Annotated in this window: 22 protein-coding genes and 2 pseudogenes; 7 read left to right on the plus strand and 17 right to left on the minus strand. The window is 60.2% G+C overall.

The genetic code is table 11. The features are described 5' to 3' along the window. Together AQZ50_RS18735 and AQZ50_RS18740 are read right to left on the minus strand one after the other, a co-directional pair. Positions 1 to 2,161 (minus strand): type IV secretion system DNA-binding domain-containing protein (locus AQZ50_RS18735; RefSeq protein WP_231730416.1); only part of this gene is annotated, 2,161 nt, incomplete at its 3' end. Next, positions 2,064 to 2,354 (minus strand): hypothetical protein, encoded by a 291-nt coding sequence (locus AQZ50_RS18740; RefSeq protein WP_067748827.1) that lies wholly within the window; start codon positions 2,352 to 2,354, stop codon positions 2,064 to 2,066. The genes AQZ50_RS18740 and AQZ50_RS18735, both read right to left, overlap by 98 nt. A 358-nt stretch (positions 2,355 to 2,712) precedes the next feature. On the opposite strand from AQZ50_RS18740, the gene AQZ50_RS21055 reads away from it, so the two are divergent. Beyond that, on the plus strand, positions 2,713 to 3,186 hold the full coding sequence (locus AQZ50_RS21055; RefSeq protein ID WP_231730417.1) for an AbrB/MazE/SpoVT family DNA-binding domain-containing protein: 474 nt from the start codon (positions 2,713 to 2,715) through the stop codon (positions 3,184 to 3,186). Beyond that, on the plus strand, positions 3,173 to 3,562 hold the full coding sequence (locus AQZ50_RS18750) for a type II toxin-antitoxin system VapC family toxin (protein WP_067748831.1): 390 nt from the start codon (positions 3,173 to 3,175) through the stop codon (positions 3,560 to 3,562). Before AQZ50_RS21055 ends, AQZ50_RS18750 begins: the two co-directional genes overlap by 14 nt. A gap of 115 nt (positions 3,563 to 3,677) precedes the next feature. Here the strand turns inward: AQZ50_RS18750 and AQZ50_RS18755 are convergent, their stop codons facing one another. From AQZ50_RS18755 to AQZ50_RS18765, 3 genes are all read right to left on the minus strand, one after another. Then, positions 3,678 to 4,637 carry a DUF2493 domain-containing protein gene (locus AQZ50_RS18755; RefSeq protein WP_067748833.1) on the minus strand — a complete coding sequence of 320 codons (960 nt, stop codon included), beginning with the start codon at positions 4,635 to 4,637 and terminating at the stop codon, positions 3,678 to 3,680. A gap of 472 nt (positions 4,638 to 5,109) precedes the next feature. After that, positions 5,110 to 5,895 carry a hypothetical protein gene (locus AQZ50_RS18760; RefSeq protein WP_156427442.1) on the minus strand — a complete coding sequence of 262 codons (786 nt, stop codon included), beginning with the start codon at positions 5,893 to 5,895 and terminating at the stop codon, positions 5,110 to 5,112. A gap of 36 nt (positions 5,896 to 5,931) precedes the next feature. Next, entirely contained in the window at positions 5,932 to 6,942 is a 1,011-nt protein-coding gene (locus tag AQZ50_RS18765) for a hypothetical protein (RefSeq protein ID WP_197412559.1), read from the minus strand. A 137-nt stretch (positions 6,943 to 7,079) separates the two neighbouring features. On the opposite strand from AQZ50_RS18765, the gene AQZ50_RS20630 reads away from it, so the two are divergent. After that, on the plus strand, positions 7,080 to 7,445 hold the full coding sequence (locus tag AQZ50_RS20630; RefSeq protein ID WP_156427443.1) for a hypothetical protein: 366 nt from the start codon (positions 7,080 to 7,082) through the stop codon (positions 7,443 to 7,445). 104 nt (positions 7,446 to 7,549) lie between these two features. Here AQZ50_RS20630 and AQZ50_RS18770 read toward each other — a convergent pair. Then, positions 7,550 to 7,861: pseudogene (locus AQZ50_RS18770) on the minus strand (transposase); the annotation flags it as partial. Between the two features lie 253 nt (positions 7,862 to 8,114). Here AQZ50_RS18770 and AQZ50_RS20250 point away from each other — a divergent pair. Then, complete coding sequence (locus AQZ50_RS20250; protein ID WP_197412560.1) at positions 8,115 to 10,238, plus strand: recombinase family protein; 2,124 nt, start codon at positions 8,115 to 8,117, stop codon at positions 10,236 to 10,238. Positions 10,239 to 10,259: 21 nt separating this feature from the next. On the opposite strand, the pseudogene AQZ50_RS18800 reads toward AQZ50_RS20250, so the two are convergent. The 4 genes and pseudogenes from AQZ50_RS18800 to AQZ50_RS18815 all read right to left on the minus strand — a co-directional run. After that, positions 10,260 to 11,321, minus strand: a pseudogene (locus AQZ50_RS18800) (IS1380 family transposase); the annotation flags it as partial. Positions 11,322 to 11,787: 466 nt separating this feature from the next. Next, entirely contained in the window at positions 11,788 to 12,117 is a 330-nt protein-coding gene (locus tag AQZ50_RS18805) for a hypothetical protein (RefSeq protein WP_067748857.1), read from the minus strand. A gap of 83 nt (positions 12,118 to 12,200) precedes the next feature. Continuing rightward, positions 12,201 to 12,530 carry a single-stranded DNA-binding protein gene (locus AQZ50_RS18810; protein WP_067748859.1) on the minus strand — a complete coding sequence of 110 codons (330 nt, stop codon included), beginning with the start codon at positions 12,528 to 12,530 and terminating at the stop codon, positions 12,201 to 12,203. 516 nt (positions 12,531 to 13,046) lie between these two features. Beyond that, positions 13,047 to 13,241, minus strand: a complete 195-nt coding sequence (locus tag AQZ50_RS18815; RefSeq protein WP_067748862.1) for a hypothetical protein — start codon at positions 13,239 to 13,241, stop codon at positions 13,047 to 13,049. 225 nt (positions 13,242 to 13,466) lie between these two features. Here AQZ50_RS18815 and AQZ50_RS18820 point away from each other — a divergent pair, with 225 nt between their 5' ends. After that, the gene (locus AQZ50_RS18820) at positions 13,467 to 13,685 is read left to right on the plus strand and encodes a helix-turn-helix domain-containing protein (protein WP_067748865.1); all 219 of its coding nucleotides are present in this window, start codon (positions 13,467 to 13,469) and stop codon (positions 13,683 to 13,685) included. A 98-nt stretch (positions 13,686 to 13,783) separates the two neighbouring features. Here AQZ50_RS18820 and AQZ50_RS18825 read toward each other — a convergent pair whose 3' ends face one another. The 4 genes from AQZ50_RS18825 to AQZ50_RS18840 form a co-directional block, all read right to left on the minus strand. After that, positions 13,784 to 14,233 carry a DUF736 domain-containing protein gene (locus AQZ50_RS18825; protein ID WP_067748867.1) on the minus strand — a complete coding sequence of 150 codons (450 nt, stop codon included), beginning with the start codon at positions 14,231 to 14,233 and terminating at the stop codon, positions 13,784 to 13,786. A 263-nt stretch (positions 14,234 to 14,496) separates the two neighbouring features. Then, positions 14,497 to 14,877 carry a DUF736 domain-containing protein gene (locus AQZ50_RS18830; RefSeq protein WP_067748870.1) on the minus strand — a complete coding sequence of 127 codons (381 nt, stop codon included), beginning with the start codon at positions 14,875 to 14,877 and terminating at the stop codon, positions 14,497 to 14,499. Positions 14,878 to 15,019: 142 nt separating this feature from the next. Then, positions 15,020 to 15,973 (minus strand): hypothetical protein, encoded by a 954-nt coding sequence (locus tag AQZ50_RS18835; RefSeq protein ID WP_067748873.1) that lies wholly within the window; start codon positions 15,971 to 15,973, stop codon positions 15,020 to 15,022. 92 nt (positions 15,974 to 16,065) lie between these two features. Continuing rightward, a complete protein-coding gene (locus AQZ50_RS18840; protein ID WP_067748876.1) occupies positions 16,066 to 16,923 on the minus strand; it encodes a DUF7146 domain-containing protein in 858 nt (285 codons plus the stop codon). Between the two features lie 134 nt (positions 16,924 to 17,057). Here AQZ50_RS18840 and AQZ50_RS18845 point away from each other — a divergent pair, with 134 nt between their 5' ends. Continuing rightward, positions 17,058 to 17,303, plus strand: coding sequence for an AbrB/MazE/SpoVT family DNA-binding domain-containing protein (locus tag AQZ50_RS18845; protein WP_067748965.1), 246 nt, complete (start codon positions 17,058 to 17,060; stop codon positions 17,301 to 17,303). Beyond that, positions 17,300 to 17,689 carry a type II toxin-antitoxin system VapC family toxin gene (locus AQZ50_RS18850; RefSeq protein ID WP_067748879.1) on the plus strand — a complete coding sequence of 130 codons (390 nt, stop codon included), beginning with the start codon at positions 17,300 to 17,302 and terminating at the stop codon, positions 17,687 to 17,689. The genes AQZ50_RS18845 and AQZ50_RS18850 overlap by 4 nt, the downstream gene beginning before the upstream one ends. An 11-nt stretch (positions 17,690 to 17,700) precedes the next feature. On the opposite strand, the gene AQZ50_RS18855 is transcribed toward AQZ50_RS18850, so the two are convergent. From AQZ50_RS18855 to AQZ50_RS18865, 3 genes are read right to left on the minus strand one after another with little or no spacing between them, the layout of a single operon-like run. Next, positions 17,701 to 17,988 (minus strand): hypothetical protein, encoded by a 288-nt coding sequence (locus AQZ50_RS18855; protein ID WP_067748882.1) that lies wholly within the window; start codon positions 17,986 to 17,988, stop codon positions 17,701 to 17,703. Further along, entirely contained in the window at positions 17,988 to 18,365 is a 378-nt protein-coding gene (locus tag AQZ50_RS18860) for a DUF3768 domain-containing protein (RefSeq protein ID WP_067748885.1), read from the minus strand. The genes AQZ50_RS18855 and AQZ50_RS18860 overlap by 1 nt, the downstream gene beginning before the upstream one ends. A gap of 21 nt (positions 18,366 to 18,386) precedes the next feature. Next, on the minus strand, positions 18,387 to 18,737 hold the full coding sequence (locus tag AQZ50_RS18865; RefSeq protein WP_067748888.1) for a hypothetical protein: 351 nt from the start codon (positions 18,735 to 18,737) through the stop codon (positions 18,387 to 18,389). Between the last annotated feature and the right edge of the window lie 71 nt (positions 18,738 to 18,808).

The following is an 18,808-nucleotide window of genomic DNA, read 5'->3' on the forward strand; positions in this document are numbered from 1 at the left end:
TCTCGCGCGGGTCGGTTACCTCTGGGGACTGTTGCTGGGCTTGTGCATCTGGCTCGTTGATCTCGGTCTCCGGCTCGGTCATGGCCTGCTCGGCTGCCCCAACGACAGGCGCTGGCCCGCCATCACCGCCCGTGGCTTCTTCATCGCCTTCGCCCGGAGGAGCGTAGGCAGCCAATTGCATATCGGTTTTGCGCAGGAAGGGTTCGGCGATTTTGGGATAGTCGCGCCAGACAAGGCGGATGCGCGCTGCCGGAAAGCCTTCGGGAAACTTCACATAGCCGTGGAGCGACGGCAGGTTCATGATGTCATCGGGGATGACGAGCGGCTTGACCTCGGTGCGGGGCGTAATCGTCGCCGCATCGCGCGATCGGCTCGCGCCGATCGAATAGGCCTCATCGGTCTCCCGTACCTCGCGAAAACCGATGAAGTTCGAGCAAACCTCGGCGGTGTTTTTGTCAGCGGTGGCGAGGATCAGCTTGGTGCGCGCCAAAGAGGCAAGGTTGATCGCGCCTTCCTCGCCATAGGTTTCGGCGAGCTTGTCAAAGCTGTGCATCCCCAGCACGAAGGCCCCGCCAAAGCCGCGGGCGGTCTGCAAGCCATGCTCGATCGCTGGCATCCGGTGGAGCGCGTGAACCTCGTCGAAGAGATACCACATCCGCAGATCACGGGTGCGCGGCATGCCCATCAGCGCATTGACCGCCAGATCCATCCAGAGGGTGAGCAGCGCGCGGTTGAGCGTCAGATCGGTATGGGTCGAGGTGATGAACAGGATCGAGCCTGGAACCGGCTCCTCTTGCACCCAGCGCCGGATCGAGAACGGTGGCCGCTCTCCCGGCACAGGATCAGGCAGAAATCGGATCGCTTGCGCGTTGGTGTTGAACACGGCGCGGATGGATTCCGCCATGCGCGCGGCCTCAGTGGCAGTCAGCGGGCTCGCGATGGTGTTGGCGAGCTTGGCGTGAACGGCCTTGAGGTCAGCCGACATGAGGTGATGGGCAATCGCGCCATTGGTGGTCTCGCCAGAGGCCGCGAGTTTTACGCACATTTCGACAAAAAGCGTGCGCGCCGCCATGGCCCAGAAAGGCTCGGCATTGCCACCATCGCTGGGGATCAGCGCGGCGGCGGCCGAGATGTAATCTGCGTAGTTCTGGCAATCGTTGAAGATGGTCCAAGGCGGGCAGCGCTGGTCCATGGGATTGAGAATATGGTCGCGGCCTTCTTCGTAAAAGGCTTCGACAAAGGCACCCGTGAGGTCGAAGACCACGCAGCGTTGGCCGCGCTCGCGCGCCTCGGTCACCAGCTTGCGAAGCTGCGTCGTTTTGCCCGCGCCTGTGGTGCCGATGAGCATGGCGTGGGTCTGCTCAAGCCGCCAAGGATAGGCGATCCCTGCCATGGCATAGGGCACATGCAGCCCCAACGCGACGCGCTCGGCGATGGTGGCGTGAGCCACGCGATCGGCCTCCATGGTGGGGTGGCGCTCGGCCAATTCGGCGGCGAATTCGGCGGCATTGTGCGCATCGATCTCGCCCGCCAGCACTGCAGCGCTGACCAGCATGGCACCGCGCTCGTGGCGCTCCTTCAAGATGTCGACGCCAATCTTCTGCGACAGACGCACGAACCATGTCGCCAGCGGGCCGCTGAAAAACAGCGAACCGGCCAAAGCCACGATCATGCAACGCATGAATTTGGTCCAGGCCTGCGCGACATCAGGATAGTCGGGCACGTCGCCGATGGTCATCGGCACCACGCTGTCGTCCGGCAAAGTCAGGTTGACGCTGTGGCCGGGATCGAGATCGACCAGATTCCAAAAGTCGGCGAAGAGCCGCATTTCGACGAGCTGAACCTCATGCTCGCGCATGAGCAGGGCCAGCAGCAGGACAAGCAGCAGGCTGAAGCTGAGGACCGCTGCCAGGATCGGCCAGCGCAGCCCTTCCATCATCATCATGTAGCGCAGGCGGATAAGCTGCGAACCACGGGTGAATGCCCCGACGTTGCGGACGATCTCGCCGCGCGCCGATTCATGTTCGACCGCTACGGGGCGCCGGTCGAAGCGGATGTCGCCGTCACGCGCCATGGTATTTTTTCGTGTATTCGATGGCGAGATCGAGCAGCCGGTCAGCGTCCTCGGGTGAGGCCTTTTGAAGCAGCGTGTCGAGCACAAGCGTGTTGAGCTCGATCATGGTAATCAGGCGAACAAAATCGATGCCATGACCGTGCTCCGCGAAAGGCAGGGCAATGTTGATGAGATTGCGGGTGGTTTCGGAAATCGACGTGCCCTGCTTCTCCGCAAGGGCCTGAAGACGTTCAGCCTGACGCGCCGTCATACTAACGCCAATAGGGATGTAGTCGGCCATTCTGCTTCTTTCTATGCAGAGGCCGGTTCGGTTATCGCCCGGATAGGCTACCGCCTAAGTGGCGGAAATTCAAGCCTGGCCCGCTGTGATCGTCATTACAACGACGCGGCGACGTTGCAGGAGCCTGCATCACAAATAGGAATATTTTAGAATGACTTAGGGCTAATTTGCAGTGTACTGCATCAATTTGGCTCGGCTAGCGCAGATTTGCACCCTGCTGCAATCGGCGTTGCAAGGACATGGCAGGTTGCAACTTTATATAAATATCGGATAATATTGATTATTTTTCCATAAGCCATTTATGAGGTTCTGCGGCTATCCGCGTTCGGTGTGCCCATTTTTCCTCCCTCAGGTACTCATGAAGCAGATTGAATGGGAATCTTGCCGTGCAGAACTCGATATCGGGTTTACCGGTGGAAGCCGCCCCCGCAAAGGGGACGCGAGCGATCAAGAACCGACTTACAGACGTGGTTTGAGGCGTGAGGTCAGACACCGCAAATCGGTTGCCAAAAGCTACAGGCAGGTGTATCTTACCTTCGTCTTACTTACGGAGCGGGCCATGGGCATACAGGAAAGGGTCACGACCACCGTGTCGACCAAAGGGCAGGTTATCCTGCCCAAGGCGATCCGCGACCAAAGGCATTGGCCTGCCGGCACCAAGCTGATCGTCGAAGAGACGCCCGAGGGCGTGCTCCTGAAATCCATGCCGGTTTTTGCAAGCACCGATATGGCGGCCGTGTTCGGTTCGCTCCGGCCAACGGGGCCAGCCCTGTCGATTGATGACATGAACGTGGTGATTGCCGAGGAAGCCAAACGTCGTGCGCGCGATTGATACCAATATCGTCGTGCGGTTGTTGACTGCTGACGATGCCGAACAAGCCAAGGCTGCGCGGGGCATCGTTGAGGCTGGCGACATATTCCTCGGGGTGACGGTGCTTCTCGAAGCGGAATGGGTGCTTCGCGCGGGATATGGGTTTCAGCCTGCACAGATTGTCACGGCGCTGCGAGGTTTGGCGGGACTGCCTGGCATGACCGTAGAAGAGCCTTTGCAACTGGCGACCGCGCTCGACTGGCTGGAGGGCGGCATGGATTTCGCCGACGCCCTGCATCTGGCACGCTCCAGCCATTGCAGCGCCTTTGTGACCTTCGATCAGAAGTTCGCCAAGCGGGCCAAAGCGTTGGCGACGATACCAGTGATCATTCCCTGAAACTGCGTCAGCAGGCGCGCGACATGGGGTGGACTTGTCCCACCCCTACGTCCGCGTGCCTTCAGCCATCGGAAAAAGAAAGGAGGACGCCGCGCGAGCGGCGCCCTCCGATACGTCAGGCAGCGACGCGCTGGTGACGCTGGGCGAAAGCGTGGTGGGGCACGTTGGCCTCGCGCACGCGGCTGAGCAGATTGGACTGGAGCCCCGAACCTTCGCAGACCACGGCATGCACCGGCTTCAGGTTCAGCAGTTGCTCGTTCCGAACGAAGCCTGCCCGCTTGCCAAGCGCCCGGTTGAGCGTGAAGCGGACGGTCTTGACCCCGCGCGCGGCGGCCCAAGCGTGGGCAATCTGATCGCAGCCCTTGTGCTGGGCGGTCGTTGCCAGGATCATGTGGGGTACGCGGGCATGGGTTTCATCGAGCGCTTGCCATAGCAGTTCGTGGTCTTGCCAGTCTGTGCCGCCGGAGAAGATCACCACCGGGCCGGTGGGCGCATAATCCTCCCGGCGCTTGGAGGCTCGGGCGGCGAGGAAGTCGCGGGCGTCGATCTGGCTGGCGGTCAGGCCCGATGAGACGCGGCTGCCTTTCACCGTCGAGAATGGCCGACCGGTTTCGACCCGGAAAATCTCGCCGGCATAGTCGCGCATGGCTTCCATCGCCTCGCGGCAGTCCATCAGGGTCTGGCAGATACGCTGGGCCTCTTCCAGTTCGACGGCATAGATCTCGGAAGGGTCAAATGCCCTTGCCATCTCGCCAACCTTCTTGCTGGCTTCGTCCTCGCGCTTTTCGATGCGCTGCGCGGTGACGTGGAAGCTGTTTACGATGCCCCAGACGATGTCCCGTCCGAATTCCTCCATGCGGGTTTCGCGGAAGAGATCGAACACCGTGCCGATCACCACTTCCATCGCGCCGCGCGCGGCGTGCGGATCGGGCATGTCGGTTGCCATGGGTTCGTCGTGCACGGAAAGCTGAGCCATGCTGCCTTGTTCGGCAAAGGCTCCGTCAAAGCCCGGAGCTTCGATCTGCTCACGGTAGAATGCGCCGAGATCTTCGAGGTTGGTGATTGCATGCGTCATGGTGACCTCCAAAAGGTTCAATCCGTCATCCTTCGTGATGACGTCAGGTCACACGGCAAGCTGCGTCCAGCATGTCAGGGACGTTGACCGGGAAGCCCGAAGGGACCCCGGTTGACGCCGCAGCGCGGGGCGTGGGGGAGCCGATTTTGTGTCGGCACAGCCGGCGCAAAATTGGGGGAACCGCGCATCCTTGATCCTGCGCCAGACCAGCTTGCCATACTGGGACTATGAGAGAGTTGTTGTTTTTGAAATATCGCCCCCTGCCGTCAACGACCGCGCCAGTCGATCGTCACCCGGATGGGCCGAGACCCGCATGGGGCTCGGTGGAGCCCGGCACGGGCGGAATAGAGCGCGGTGAACGCCTTGGCGGGCAGGCGCCCGAGTAGCCAAATAACGGCAACTGGCCGAAGGCAGACTGGCAGGTTTCAGGATGACGGAACACCAACCCAGCAGGTCTATCGAGCGCCGGTGGTTACCGACCGAACGCCGGGCCCCTAACATCTACCGCCAGTTCGCTTGCAAACACCGCATCCCAAGGCCGTTCAAGGAAGCAGAAGCCGGCGAGGGAGCGGGTGAAGACAATTCCCTCGTCCGCCATGTACCGTGTCACCGCGTTGCCCGACCAATCATCCTCGCGGAAGCGCCGACTCTTGTAGAAATCTGCAAAGTCCTCCAACCCGTCCTTGTGAAATGTACCGTTGGAGCAAAACAACAGACGAACCGGACCGCGTTCGCTGGCATCTAGCAGCCCGACCTTCTGCTCGACTTCGACCGTCCGCTTAATGAAGGACCAGCGCGCCTTGATCTCTTGGCCGGAAATCGCTGCGCCCGCCCAATCACGGCTTACTATCAGCCGCGCGTTATTGGGAAACGCCGCTTCCAAATTTTCAAAGCGCTGCCATGAGGCTCCGTCGTCAATCCATTGTGGGGCAACGGTTTTCACGTCTACCCATGAGCGCGTACCGTCGGGCCATTCCAGGCTAAAATCGATTGACTTGGCTGTGTTCATTAATTTCGGCTCGTACCGGATTACGACATCGCTGGCATCGAGGCGCAAAAGTTCGACTGCCGCAGCCAGTTCATTGGCATCTTCTACGATCGGGCGAAACTCACCGCCAGCGCGCCAACGCGTGACATTCCCCGAAAACCGCGCAATCAATTTATCAGCATCCTTTAAGCGCGGGTCGGCGCGCAGCACTGGGAAAACCTGCTGTTCAATGGCCGCAATCCAAGGCTCAGCATAGTCAAGCGCATACACAGTGTTCATTTCCTCTATGGTGGGGGCCCTAGGCAACTACGCCAACACGATACCAGCCTTCTCCGCACAGTAGACCCGTTCGCGTGCCTGCTCGATGACTCGGCGATTGTAGCGCGCCAGCATTGGGCGATTGTTCTTCGTCACTGTCACATTGATCGTCGCCTGTGGCCGCTGGCGCCAGTTGTTTAAGGCAAAAGCAACAAAAGCAGGTGCGGCGCGTCCTTCGACCAAAGTCGCAGCGTCGGCAAAAATGTAGTCGACAAAGGCAGTGGAACACAGATTGAAGGACATCGCCATGTGCGGCCCATCTGGAATCGGTTGGCAGTAGCTTCGATCCGAGAGCAAACAGGCCCCTTGGTCGTAGGTCCAAACAAAAGCCGCTGCCTGCGTGTCGCGCGCCTCAAACAGGCTCTTAATCACACCTTCGAACAGGTTTGGCTGATCGTCCTCGGTCTGCATCAATAGGACGAAGATCAGTCGGAGCCACGTGACATAAGTCTCCTGCGATACGTCGAGTTGCTGACACAGGTAGGCCTGGTGCGGCTTCTGCCCCTCGACGATCCGTCGATAGGTGGCGAGCAGTTCCGGATCGGTCGGCTCGTAGTGCCCAACGCTGGGAAAGCTGTTCAACACTTTCTGGATGCAGAAGGGATTGCGGACAAAGTTCAGAAGCTTCGCCGCGAACAGGTCGATGAGCTCGGTCTTTATGTCGGTGCTGCCGGCCGCCAGCTTCTCAAGCAAGCCCTTGGTACGAATCTCGACGTTCGTCTCGTATTTGTGGAATAGCGCTTCGAGATTCAATCTCAGTGGTCCACCTCCCGGTACGTCGAAGCTAAAGAGGTCCAGCATCGATAAGGTCGATGCGATTGCACCCCCGCGGGGAGCCTCCAGCTCAAGCCTGTAAGCTTCTCGATCTGCGATGCGAAACGAGTAGATCCGGAACTTTCCGCCGGTGCTGTTCGGGTTGCTCGCGTTGAGCTTCTGCTCTACCTGCGGCACAAAGTGCTGATTGCGTGTCTCGTTGCGGCGCATGTTCTGAAGTTTCACCCCCCCTTGAATTGGATCGTAGCACGGCCTCCACCACAGAGTCAGCGCCGAGATCGCGGGATAGTATGCCTAATTGGCCCCAAAGGCAGCTAACAGGCTTGGCCTGCGCTTTAATGTCTGACCGGCCTGAGCGCGTTGTGGGCACGCCGATTACTCCCTCCACTCAGCAGTTCTTACCACGCACTCTTGCGCTCATTGATCATCACTGTCAGCATTGTGAGATCAAGCTGAAGCTGGAGAAAACAGTGAGCCCACCTCGTGAGCTAACCGATGAAGAGGCTGCTGACTTTGCTTTATCGATGTCACGATTTGAGCGCGACGTCATAATCCTTTGCTCAAAAGGCAAGTCTTGGCGCTATCCTAGAATAGCCGACAAAATCGGCGCATCCTATGAAGATGTTCAAGCTGTGGGGCACAAATTGCAGGCCATGCGCTTAGCCCGGTTTATTCATGAGTCCGCCGCTTTGGAGAGTTCTGGGCTCGGCGTGTTGGTGGCCGCGTGATCTGGGCGATCGGCTGCGCCGGTGTTTTTCACCGTGGCAGGACCGATGGGCTTTTCGAGGTTGATGGACGAAGGTGCGGGCTTTGGGCGGCACTGCCGCGCTGGCTAGGTGGGCGCAGGCCGGAGACTGGTGGCGATTGCTTTGAACACGCTGGCATCCGGGCAGGCTGAGGCGAAGGCGATGCGGATACGCGAGGCGCTTTCGATGACGCGAGCGGCGACCTTGAGCAGTCGCAGTCGCAGGGTCGCGAACTCGGCCGTTGCCAGAGAGGCTGCCTTGGGGATGGCCTGCTGGATGCGCCACAGCAGCCAGTAGGCTGCGGTGTGCAGGATGAGGCGCATCTGGTTGGCGTTGGCCGAACGGCACGACGTGCGATCGCTGGCGAGCTGCGATTTGTGGCGCTTGATGAGGTTCTCGATATCCCATAGAAGAAACCTCTCATAACTTGACAGATTCAAGCGGATTGCCCAGAATCGGGTTTGAAGCGCTATGTGCGCTGACCCGCTGGCTTGGATCGCGTGATGGGCGAAGAGCAGTCAGTCCCGACATTTCAGCTGTTGTCGATGGGGCAACAGCAGCAGGTAATTGCGCTGATCGGACGGATGGCGCTTCGCCAGATCCGCAGCGCCCAGACGATCGGGGAGAAAGGCGATGACGTCAGGAACTGTCATGGTCCGGTCGAGTTTGCCCGAGAAAGTTCATGGGCGTCACCGTGACCGGCTGGCGATTGTCTATATTCGGCAATCGACGCTGCAGCAGGTAGAACGAAATCAGGAATCAACGCGGCTGCAATATGCGCTGGTCGACCGTGCCTTCATGCTGGGTTGGCCGCGCGAGGCGATTATTGTGGTTGACGATGATCTTGGGCGTTCGGGCGCGACGATTGAGGGACGGCTCGGGTTTCAACGTCTTGTCGCGGAAGTTGGTCTTGGTCATGTCGGCTTGGTGTTGGGCATAGAGATGTCCCGCCTGGCACGCTCGTGCCGGTATTGGCATCAACTCCTGGAGATTTGTTCTTTGTTTGATACGTTGATCGCAGATGCCGATGGCGTTTACGATGCGGGCAACTTTAACGATCGGTTGTTGCTGGGCTTGAAAGGTACGATGTCGGAAGCGGAGCTGCATGTCATCAAGGCCCGTATGATGGAGGGTCGTCTAGCCAAGGCGCGGCGTGGTGAGCTCGCGAAGGCCGTGCCGATGGGCTACGTGCAGCGCCCGTCGGGCGAAGTGATTTTTGATCCCGACGAGCAGGCACAAAGTGTGATCCGGCTTGTGTTCGACCTGTTTGATCGTCTCCGAACGGTTGGAGCGGTGCTTGTGTATTTGATCGAACATGACGTGAAAATGCCGGTGCGACGGAGGCATGGTCCAACTCGGGGTGATCTCGAATGGCACCGACCCAGTCGGCCAGGGCTCTATGACATGTTCAGCAATCCCATCTACGCGGGCATCTATACTTGGGGCAGACGGCAGGTCGACCGGCGCCGTCAGAGGCCGGGGCGCCCTGGGACCGGGCGGCGTTCGCGTGGACCAGAAAATGTTGAGGTGTTTCTCCCTGACCGCTTGCCAGCCTACATCAGTCGGGACAAGTTCGAACAAATACAGGCACAAATCCGCTCGAACCGGACGAACGACAAAGGCCATGCGCGCGCCGGAAGCGCCTTGTTGTCCGGCATGGTAACGTGTGGTGTGTGCGGATTGCGGATGACTTCATCCTACAACAATAATGGCAAGACAGCGCGCTACATGTGCGCTGGCAGGACCATCAACTATGCCGATCCACTTTGCCAGTCTCTACCGGCCGCGCCGGTCGATGCTGAGGTGACGCGCCTGGTGCTGCAGGCACTGGAACCGGCGGCGATGGACATCAGCCTGGCGGTTGCAAACGACCTTGAAGCTGAACGCAACGCTCTGGACAAACAATGGCATCAGCGCCTCGAGAGGGCGCAGCACGATGTTGATAGGGCACGGCATCAATATACCTGCGTCGATCCGGAAAACCGCCTGGTGGCTCGTACGCTGGAGAAAGATTGGGAGACAGCCCTTGCAGCACAGGCGCGCCTGGCCGTCGATTATGACCGCTTCAAACGCGAACGAATGCAGGCACCAAGTGGCGCTGAATTAATCGCCGTCCGCAAGCTGACAGATGATTTGCCAAATCTTTGGCACGCCACAACGACCACCCAAAAGGAACGTCAGGAGATCACTCGCCTGCTCCTCGAAAGGGTGTTGGTCAAAACGATCGATGACACGGAGCACGCGATCCTCGAATGTCATTGGCAGGGTGGAAACCAGACCGTGCACAGGATCGTCCGGCCGGTCAAACGAGCGACAGACATGGAGGGCTATTCGGCTCTGATCGCACGCCTGCGGGAACTTCATCAGGCCGGAAACCACGCCACCCGCATCGCAGATATTCTGAATGAGGAAGGTTGGCGCCCACCCAAGCGGCGCGACACATATAACGCCGGCATGGTCCACCAACGCCTGCTCTCAGCCGGGATCACTGCAGTCAAATTCAAGAAACCCTTATGCCTTGCAGATCGTGGACCTCACGAATGGACTGTCGGGGAACTTGCCAAGCACATCGGCATGCCGGAATCGACGCTCTATACTTGGGTTCAAAACGGCCGCCTAAGCTGCCGCTCGATCACCGTCGCCGGTAAGATTATCAAACTGCTTACGGCCGATGCAGAAACTATTGAAAGCATTAGGGCGATACGATCGATTCCGCCACATTTGAGAAAAACGCTTCCTTCCAACGAAAGAATTTCCTTCAACTTTAAGTCTTGAGAGTCGCCATGCCTGGTCGATATCTGCCTGGCCGCGTGCGCAGTAGAGCGTGTCGTAGATGTGCTCGGCCGAACCTTCGGCCAGCGAGGTGACGACATAGCGGATGTCCATACCCAGCGTGCTCGCCTCGATCCGGGCGACAACGCGGCGCTGGCCCTTCCAGCTTTTCGCGCCGTAGCGGGTCTGGGCATAATGGCGCAGGACCGCACGGCCTTCCTCGGCCCGCTTGACCGCGCAGGCATCGGCGGCAGCGACGATGACCGGATCGGCCCGCAGCGCAGCGTTGGTTGGCAGGCCGAACACGTAATCGATGCCGGCCGCTTCGCAGAAGGCCATGACCTCGGGCCGGCCATAGTGCCCGTCTCCGCGGATGGTGATGTGGGTATCGGGCCAGTGCCGGCGGATATGGCGCACGAGGCGCCGGATGTGGCCGGCGGCTTCAGCGCCCGACGGTGTCTTGCCGGTACGCAGCAGCATCGCCACTGGCCGGCCGGTCGCGGTGTCGTAGACGTGGATCGGCAGGAAGCAGCGCTCACCGTGATGACCATTCCAGAACGAGAGCTGCTGGTAGCCGTGAACGACATCACAGGTGTCATCGATATCCAGCGTCACCGCCGCCGGCGCGGCGGGATAGCTGGCGCAGTAGATGCCGATCATCGCGACCATCATCCTGGCCAGTTCGCGTGTGGTCGGAGCATTCTCCCAGCGGCTCATCGTCGGTTGGCTGGCAAGCCCCGCGCCCGATCCCGGCAACTTGCCCAGCGCCAGGCGGAACCCAGGATCATCGCGCAGGGTGTCGAGATCATCGGCATCCTCGTAGCCGCATGTAATCGCGAACACCCGGGCACGCAGGATGTCATCAAGGCGATGGATCACCCGCATCGGGTCACGCGGATCGGCAATGCAAGCCGCAAGCCGACGGCAAATCCCCATCGCGCGCTCGGCCTGCGCAAGCAGGAGAACGCCGCCGTCAGAAGTGAGCCGACCACCGTCGAACGCAGCTGTGAGCTTTTTGCGGCCAATGGCTGGAAACGAAAATCCGAGCGCGCTATCCTCGCTTCCGGCGGGTGTGGCCTGTGGCATTTATTGCCTCGTTGCAGGTTGGTTTAGACACCCAATTTCCTACAGCAAGACAAGCGCTTACGCTACTCCCGCCAACCTTTCACGCCGGCCCTGGCGAATAAGACAGGTTAGCCCACGTATCGGTCATCCCTTATAATGGTTCTGCGATTTTTTTGAACGACCGTGGTGAAAGCGTTAAACGCGCAGTTGAGGCGCTTACAAGGTTGAAGGCTAAGCGAGACAGCTAGGTAAGGTTAGAATGTATAATCGAAAATATTTGAGGATGAATTTACCCGGTTTTTAAATATGCGCGCTGTGACTTTTCCTTTCTCCATCCAGCACTTTTTTGCATAATACCGTTTGGGCCATCCGGAAAAGCTGCCAGTCGGTTTTTGCGGTCGCTGAATTGTCGCGCGATCGGCGAAAAGGGGGTGCTTTGCCGTCACTACTCGAGGGCGAGCGCTGACAAGCGCTCGCCCTCGAGCGGTCAATGCACCGCCACTACGTCGATGAGCAGCCCATCGAGGCTATCGATGCCGCGCTCGTCGGCGATCAGGCTCCAGGCGGAAACCAGTTCCTCGAAATATTCGGCATCAACCAGCGTTTCGGCGCTGGCTTCGCCAAGCTGGCTTTGCTCCCAGGCGAGGGCGTGGGCGGCGTCGGTCGATGAAGCGATGGCGTTGCTCAGATGAGCGGCGATGTCGTAATCGCTGAGGTGTGCGGCTTGGCCCCGGATGCGGGCTACCATGGCGGGATTGGTGACGGTGATGCCGTTGGTGATGCAGGCGACGTCATCGAAGGCCGAGAAGTGCAACATGAACTTGCTCCCGAAAGAGAAAGGGCGGCCCGCCAGTGTTTCGCGATTTCTCGAGAAATCGCTGAGGGGCCGCCCGTCAGGGGTCAGATGAACTCGATCTCGTCGGCGACGATGTCGGTGTTGTAGAAGGTGCGGCCGTCCTTCTCGTTGCGGGTGTAGCGGATCTCTCCGGTGACGATCAGCTTGTCGCCCTTTTTCTTGTGGTTGGCTATCGACTTGCCGAGGCCATTGAAGGCTTTGACGGTGTGGAACTGGTCGTAGGTTTCGGTGTAGCCATCCTCGCCCTTTTGGACCTGGCCGTCCTTGATGACGGGGCGCGAGGTGACGAGGGTGAAGCTGACGCCGCCTTTGGAGTCGGTGCCGAAACGGGTGATGTCGGAGGTGATGCGGCCGGACAGGAAAACCTTGTTCATGGGATGTCTCCAGATCTTACCAGCGGGCCGATCCCGCCGGGATGAACCAGAGCGCAGCCCGCGATTGAGGGGCTGCTGCACCGAGCCTTGGCGAGGGGAACCTCCATTTTCCGGGTGGTGCGGGCGCCGAGCGCAGCGAGGTAACTCGGCCGGTCAATGGGGGTTGCAGCGGTCCCGCGCGGGCGTAGTGTTCATCCCTTCCAAGGCGGGTTGGCCTGCTGGTGAGATTGTCAGGAGATGCGCGTGCAAGGGTCTTATGCCCTGATCTGGCCGCGCCGATATCCCCCGTTGTGGTCGCCCATCGACCCAGGGGTCAGTTGATTGCCGCCCTTTTCCAAGCTCGGTAGCCGTCAGGGCCAAGTCCAAAGCAGAGGATGGCCCAGCGTGCACCAGTTCCCCTAACGCCAAGCCTGGGGCCGAACGATCACTCGCCAACCCTGAAAGGGCGACATGCTTGTCAACGGGAAGCAAGACCCCGACTGATAAGGCCGCTTCTGTAAACCTGCGGCGTCACTGTCAGGCCTGATCGCTGCCCCGTGCGGAGGCCTGCTGGTTGATCGGGTTTTCGGGATCAAGGCATTCCAGCGCATGATCGATATGCATGGCTGCCAGCAATTCCCCGGCTTCTGCAAGCCGGGTCTTCAACTGGGCCAGCGTTCCGGTGATGGCCTGATTTTCCGAGTGTGTAAGCGGATTGTGATGCTCTGCCATGCAATTGCACCTTTGGCGGGATTGAGGAGAATACGCAGCCTAACAGGCAAGCGTTACAAACAATTGGAAGTGATGATGGGTCCAGTTACGGGGCAGGCAACATGGAAGGGTCTGTCGCCCGTCTGCGACGCTGCTGAGTTGTCCGAAGGTCCAAATCATCGAGAATGCTCATTTACATACTATAGTTGATAAACTCAAAGTGTGTAAATCGCGATCCTGCTGCGCATGGACATGCGTAAACTGGTTGGCCGGAATTTCGCGCGCCTGCGTCGAGACCGAGGTCTGACCCAGGAGCAAGTCGAGGTGCGCTCGGGTTTCAGCCAGCAATATCTCAGCAGCCTTGAGCGTGGGCGGCGGAACCCGACCATCGTCACACTCTATGAATTGGCGCTGGCGCTCGACGTCAGCCATGTCGATCTGGTCCTGCCTGACAATGAGATCTGACAGGCTGCGCGCTCTGGCATTCCGCAAGCGATGAATAAAAATGGGCGACCCGTTGCAAAACGGGCCGCCCAAAAGGCCGAGCATTCTGACGAAAGGAATCAGGCTGCCCTGGCCAGACCCGGGTCAAGGTCACCAAACGGCGATGCTTCGTGATCCACTGCGCCGTGATCGGTGAAACCTTCATTGCCTGATCCCGTGATCGCCACCTCGCCGAACGCGGCTTCCATGCGGCGGCGCGGGCGCGACCAAGCGACGTTGAGAGCGCCATCTTCCTGCGAGAACAAGGCCACCGAAAGCGGTGCCTCAAAGCTCGGATCATCGATCTGGCCCTGAAGGAAACTGCCGCTGCCGTTGGTTGCAGTCTTTTCCCAAAGACCGCCGACGGGGATGAACTGGCCATTCTTGGCCCGCACCATCACGTCATATTTCGGGGCAGCGGCATTGCTGGAATTGACGGGGCGCAGGCCGACGACAAGGTCCAGCGCGGCAGTCTGGATCTTGCCCATGTAAACGCCAGCGCCGTTGAGCTTCAATTCACCGATATTCATGGCCGTAATCTCCTCTGGCCCGACACCCTCTTGCATCTTGGGTGCCGAAAGTTGGTTTGCGTCTTAGCCCCCTTGGCCAAGACACTTTTCCCACATTCCCCTCATCTCTCCGTCCTCGCTGCTGGCCGCCAGGTTCGACGTGCGCGGGGCCAGACATTCCTCGCGGCCAACCCGACCTCCAGCGCCGCAGGCATAAAAATACCCCGAGCCGCAACGAAGCGACCCGGGGCACAGGGGATCTGGAAATTGGATTGAGCGCAGGTTCAGGCCGCGTCGAGGAAAGGTGGATTGTCGTTCGCGGAAGGTGAGAAGGCAGCACTCGAACGGCGCTGCGGACGCAGCCAGGCAACATTGTAGCTGCCATCGTTCTGGCGGAAGGCGCTGATCGCCAGCGGGTGTCGCATCGAGGGATCGTCGATCCGGCCTTGCAGGAAGCATTCACCGGTGGCCTTCGAGGTTTGTTCCCACAGCGCACCGATCTGGACATGAGCTCCGGCGGGATTGCGCGTGCAAATCTCGTAGCGCGGAGCCTTAGCGTTGCTCGACTCGACGCTGCGCAGCGCGAAACTCATGGCGACGGTCAGTGTGGCAATGCTGCCGGTCAAGTGGCCGCGCTCGCTGGCGCGAATGGTGCCGATGTTCATGGGGAAATCTCCTTTGGCAAAGGCCCCGTCTTGCATTCCAGGGGCCAAATGGTGGGGTGCGTCTTTGGGTCATCTCACCCTCGACACCTTGTCTCTCACCCCCTCGGCTTTCCCGCCGCAGGCGGTACAACCACCAGAGGCCTCAGTTACACACCGAGGCATGGTAATGGGGCGTATGAAGGCTGCAAATATTCTCAGGTGACCAGTGCAGATGGCCGCCGGAAAGAAAGCGCCCGTCGCCCGGATTGACTGTCACGGGACCGTTAGCGGGCACATCGAAGAAGGTGCCGTTGATTGGGTCGAGCGTCGCGACCCAGCATTTCTCGAAAGTGACAGGCCGGGCAAGGTCGAGCGCGATCAACTCGGGGATCGGCACGATGGCGTAGAGACAGAAGAGAAAGGAGGTCGAGCAGGCGTTGTCGATGATTTCGGCAAGCTGCTCGTGCGCAATGATCGGCGCGCGCCGACGCCGGGCATGATGCGATAGCGGCCGATCCGCAGGGTGGCGGTTGCCACTGGCCTTACGGAACTGGCTGACGGTGTAGCCGAGGTTATGGAGCGCAAATTGCAAATTCGCGGTAATGGCAAGCTCTGCCGCATCCGGCCACGGTCGGTGCGAGAAGACCAAGCTGTCATCGAGCCACTGCTCGGCGCTGAAGCGGAACAGCAGTTCGCAGCGGTCGTAGCTGGCAAAGAGGTCGGAAACCGAACTGTCATCGCGGTCGGCGGCGTGATCCTCCCAGCCATCGCGGATGGCGTCGAAGGCATCGGCGTCCTCGAGAAGCCCTGCGTCCCGCAAAAGTCCTCGTACCGGCGATGCAACCTCGTGATACCAGGTCGACCAGGAGTCGCCGGGCTTGAATTCGGCCTCCATCGCATCTTCGACATCGCGGCCTTCATAGCGGGCATCAATGATCCGCGCGCCCAGCGCATTGAGGCTTTTCAGCGACCAGCAATCTGATCGCTCCCGCCAGTAGCGGGTATGCGGGAAATTGTCGGCGAGCGTGCCGATCCAAGCTTCTCCTTCAGGGCTCGCGAAAAAGGCGGACGGATCGGCAAGGGCGCCGGGCATTGGCAGTGCAGGAACGGAATACATGACTGGTGACCTCCTCTCAGGTTCACCCAATTCCCACCCTCTTGCCTCTGGTCCGATGTCGAATGGCGCCGCCAGTTGGGCGCGATGTGGACTTATGAGGCTGTGGACATGTGAACATGTGGACGTGTGAGATCTGCCCAATCGCCGTAGCCCGTTGGGCACGCGGTGATTGCGATGGGCAAGCCATCGCGGCCTCGCTGCTGAACGGCCTGGTGCGCGAAAAACTGCCCTTCATCATCGTTGTCGGGCAGGAGAATGAGCGCGCCCGTACCCAGAACAGGCTCGAAGCGTGCGAAATTGCGCACGCCAAAGCAGGTGCCAGCCTCCTGGCCGGTCAACTGCCGATAGGCGCAGGCGCTTTCAAAGCCTTCGGCGATCCTCATGACCCCGCCCTCAAAGCGAGCAGGCCAAGTGCCCCCGCGAGAATTCCCCAGCATCATGCGATGCGTGCGGACGGCGGTTTCGGAATCGAGGAACAGGCGTTGGACGGCGATTAGACGCTCACGCACGAATACGCCTACCAGCAAGGCTGGGAGAAAGCGCGCTGCGCTTCCACGGCCCATAGGGCAGCGAGGGTGGAAGCGGACATCCGCAGGGACAAACCTGATCCCGCGCACATCTCGGAGATACCGCTCGCCAAGTGTGCCTTCAACCGGCCGCGCCTCAGCCCAGAGGCACCGGAATGGGGGCTCGCGATCGTTGGCGGGCTCCGGCATTGCACGCTGATCCGGGATCGTATGTCCGAGGACTTGCCGAATTCCGCGCATCACTGCCGCGCCATCACATCCGGCAAAGCAATGGACAAGGATCGAGTTTCGACCTTGCCGGATCGAGAGGCTCGGCGTCCGGTCCTCGTGCGCCGGACAGCGCACCATGGCGTGCCGGCCTGACCAGATGCCGCCAAGGCGCTGGATGACGGAAAGCGTATCGGTGGTGGGTTGATAGCGCATCGTGATCTTTCGCAGGAATGCTGACTTATGCCAGTCAGACTAGATTTTGTCAGAAAATCGGATTCGTGACAAAATTTCTGAAGTATGTCATAGGATGCCTATTGCGCCCGATGGCGCATGTCGGGAGCCTTGCCATGACAATCCAGGTTAGCATCACGCCCAACGGCCGGATGAGTTTGCCCGCAGACATCCGCAAACGCCTTGGCGTGGCGGGCGGCGGCGCGCTGCTGGTCGAAGAGACGCCAGACGGGATAATCCTGCGCACGGTCGCGCAGTCGATTGCCCATGCCCAGGCAATCGCCCGCAAATACACTGGCGGAAATCCGGATGTGTCCGTCGATGCCTTCCTCGCCAACCGCAAGGCGGATAGCGGCGAATGAGCGAAGTCGTACTCGATGCGTCAGCTTTGCTGGCACTGCTCAACGACGAACCGGGCGCCGCTAAGGTGGCAGAGGTTCTGGCCGAGGCACGCATGTCATCGGTCAATCTCGCGGAAGTCGTGAGCCATTTCATCCATGCGGGCATGCCGGCAGCGGACGTCGATGCGATGCTTCGCCCGCTTCCGGTCGAAATCGTCGCGGCGGACGAAGGCCTTGCCCATATCGCCGGGCGCCTGCGGGCGGTCACAGCGTCAGCCGGCCTGTCGCTTGGCGACCGTTTCTGCCTGGCGCTCGCAAAGCGCGACGGCTTGCCGGCCATGACCGCCGACAAGCAGTGGCGCACGATAGCCGAGGCTGCCGACGCGAAGCTGGTGCTGATCCGCTAAGAACGGGGTCTTCAACCGCGGCAATGGCGACAGCCAGAGCCATTGCAGCAGTCCGCCCAGGCGCTGATATGCAGCGTCGAGCCGTCGCGAAAGCGCGCAGACACGCCGACGGTGTATTCCAGTTCGCTGGCGGCTCGGTCGAGCTCAAAGGGCCAGTCCTGCTCGAGCACATCCCACACCTGATAGATGTTCACAAAATCGCCACAGTGATCGGGAAAGGAATGGACCGCCAGGTCGGCGATGGTGACCTGCGCGCCGAACATCTCGGCACGACGGTCAACCGTCAGGAAAGCGCCCATCAGTAATCTTCGGGCAGCAGGATGGTGATGACACGGGTGGTCTGCGAGGCGTCGGCCGGATCCTCCGAACCGAACTCCATCGCGGCATCGTAACAATCGACCTTGAGCCAGACCTTGTGCCCAAGGAACTCGACCACCGCAAAATCACGTTCGGGACTGTCCGCCGAGAAGGCGCAGTGGCGGAAAGCTGCCATCAACTGCGCTTGTAGGAAGATCTGCTCCTTGGGTGCGCCATCAGCCTCGGCAAGGCGTTCGAGGCAATTGCGGGTGATGACGGTGCGCGCTGTGCGGTCGAGACCGAGGCGAGCACGGTCGTTGAGGCGAGCAATCTGTTCCAGACGCGTCGAGGCGTCCGCAGGCGTAGCGGTGGAGAGCATGATGGACCTTTCGCAGGGGTGTTAGCCGACCCGCACCAGCAGGTCGGCGATGGCGGGATCGATGGCGAAGCCGAGTGCGCGGGCCAGGTCGACGGCTGCCGTGATGTCGCCGTCCGCGATCGAAAACGATGCCGCGAAAGTGGCGAGTGTGTCGCTCGGCTTGGGGCTAATGCCGTGAAGCTTGCCGCAGGCAGCGGTGACCGCAAAAGGCCAGCAATGGGCGATGCCGATCACGCCCTCAGGCAGGATCAGCAGTGTGTCGCCGGCAGCGATGTGATCATCGGTTTGGGTTGCGTCATAGGCGTTACCCGTGGTGGCAAAGCCGTGGTAGCGGCGCACCAGGAAGGCAAAGCGTTCGCTGTCGGTTAGCATCGGCGGTGAAACTTTCACACGAGCGGAATTGCTCGTTCCCCGCTTCCCGCTCTCCTCCAATCCATTGGGCA

Origin of the sequence: Novosphingobium sp. Fuku2-ISO-50 (genome assembly GCF_001519055.1) — a bacterium.
Classification (GTDB): domain Bacteria; phylum Pseudomonadota; class Alphaproteobacteria; order Sphingomonadales; family Sphingomonadaceae; genus Novosphingobium.

Excerpts from the sequence above, each read along its gene's own strand:
- AQZ50_RS18850 (WP_067748879.1), top strand. The coding sequence starts at position 17,300 with ATGAGCGAAGTCGTACTCGATGCGTCAGCTTTGCTGGCACTGCTCAAC.
- AQZ50_RS18835 (WP_067748873.1), bottom strand. The coding sequence starts at position 15,973 with ATGTATTCCGTTCCTGCACTGCCAATGCCCGGCGCCCTTGCCGATCCG.
- AQZ50_RS18820 (WP_067748865.1), top strand. The coding sequence starts at position 13,467 with ATGGACATGCGTAAACTGGTTGGCCGGAATTTCGCGCGCCTGCGTCGA.
- AQZ50_RS18860 (WP_067748885.1), bottom strand. The coding sequence starts at position 18,365 with ATGCTCTCCACCGCTACGCCTGCGGACGCCTCGACGCGTCTGGAACAG.
- AQZ50_RS18825 (WP_067748867.1), bottom strand. The coding sequence starts at position 14,233 with ATGAATATCGGTGAATTGAAGCTCAACGGCGCTGGCGTTTACATGGGC.
- AQZ50_RS18755 (WP_067748833.1), bottom strand. The coding sequence starts at position 4,637 with ATGACGCATGCAATCACCAACCTCGAAGATCTCGGCGCATTCTACCGT.
- AQZ50_RS18740 (WP_067748827.1), bottom strand. The coding sequence starts at position 2,354 with ATGGCCGACTACATCCCTATTGGCGTTAGTATGACGGCGCGTCAGGCT.
- AQZ50_RS18830 (WP_067748870.1), bottom strand. The coding sequence starts at position 14,877 with ATGAACATCGGCACCATTCGCGCCAGCGAGCGCGGCCACTTGACCGGC.
- AQZ50_RS18810 (WP_067748859.1), bottom strand. The coding sequence starts at position 12,530 with ATGAACAAGGTTTTCCTGTCCGGCCGCATCACCTCCGACATCACCCGT.
- AQZ50_RS21055 (WP_231730417.1), top strand. The coding sequence starts at position 2,713 with ATGAAGCAGATTGAATGGGAATCTTGCCGTGCAGAACTCGATATCGGG.
- AQZ50_RS18855 (WP_067748882.1), bottom strand. The coding sequence starts at position 17,988 with ATGGGCGCTTTCCTGACGGTTGACCGTCGTGCCGAGATGTTCGGCGCG.
- AQZ50_RS18840 (WP_067748876.1), bottom strand. The coding sequence starts at position 16,923 with ATGCGCTATCAACCCACCACCGATACGCTTTCCGTCATCCAGCGCCTT.
- AQZ50_RS20250 (WP_197412560.1), top strand. The coding sequence starts at position 8,115 with ATGGTCCGGTCGAGTTTGCCCGAGAAAGTTCATGGGCGTCACCGTGAC.
- AQZ50_RS18815 (WP_067748862.1), bottom strand. The coding sequence starts at position 13,241 with ATGGCAGAGCATCACAATCCGCTTACACACTCGGAAAATCAGGCCATC.
- AQZ50_RS18845 (WP_067748965.1), top strand. The coding sequence starts at position 17,058 with ATGACAATCCAGGTTAGCATCACGCCCAACGGCCGGATGAGTTTGCCC.
- AQZ50_RS18865 (WP_067748888.1), bottom strand. The coding sequence starts at position 18,737 with ATGCTAACCGACAGCGAACGCTTTGCCTTCCTGGTGCGCCGCTACCAC.
- AQZ50_RS18805 (WP_067748857.1), bottom strand. The coding sequence starts at position 12,117 with ATGTTGCACTTCTCGGCCTTCGATGACGTCGCCTGCATCACCAACGGC.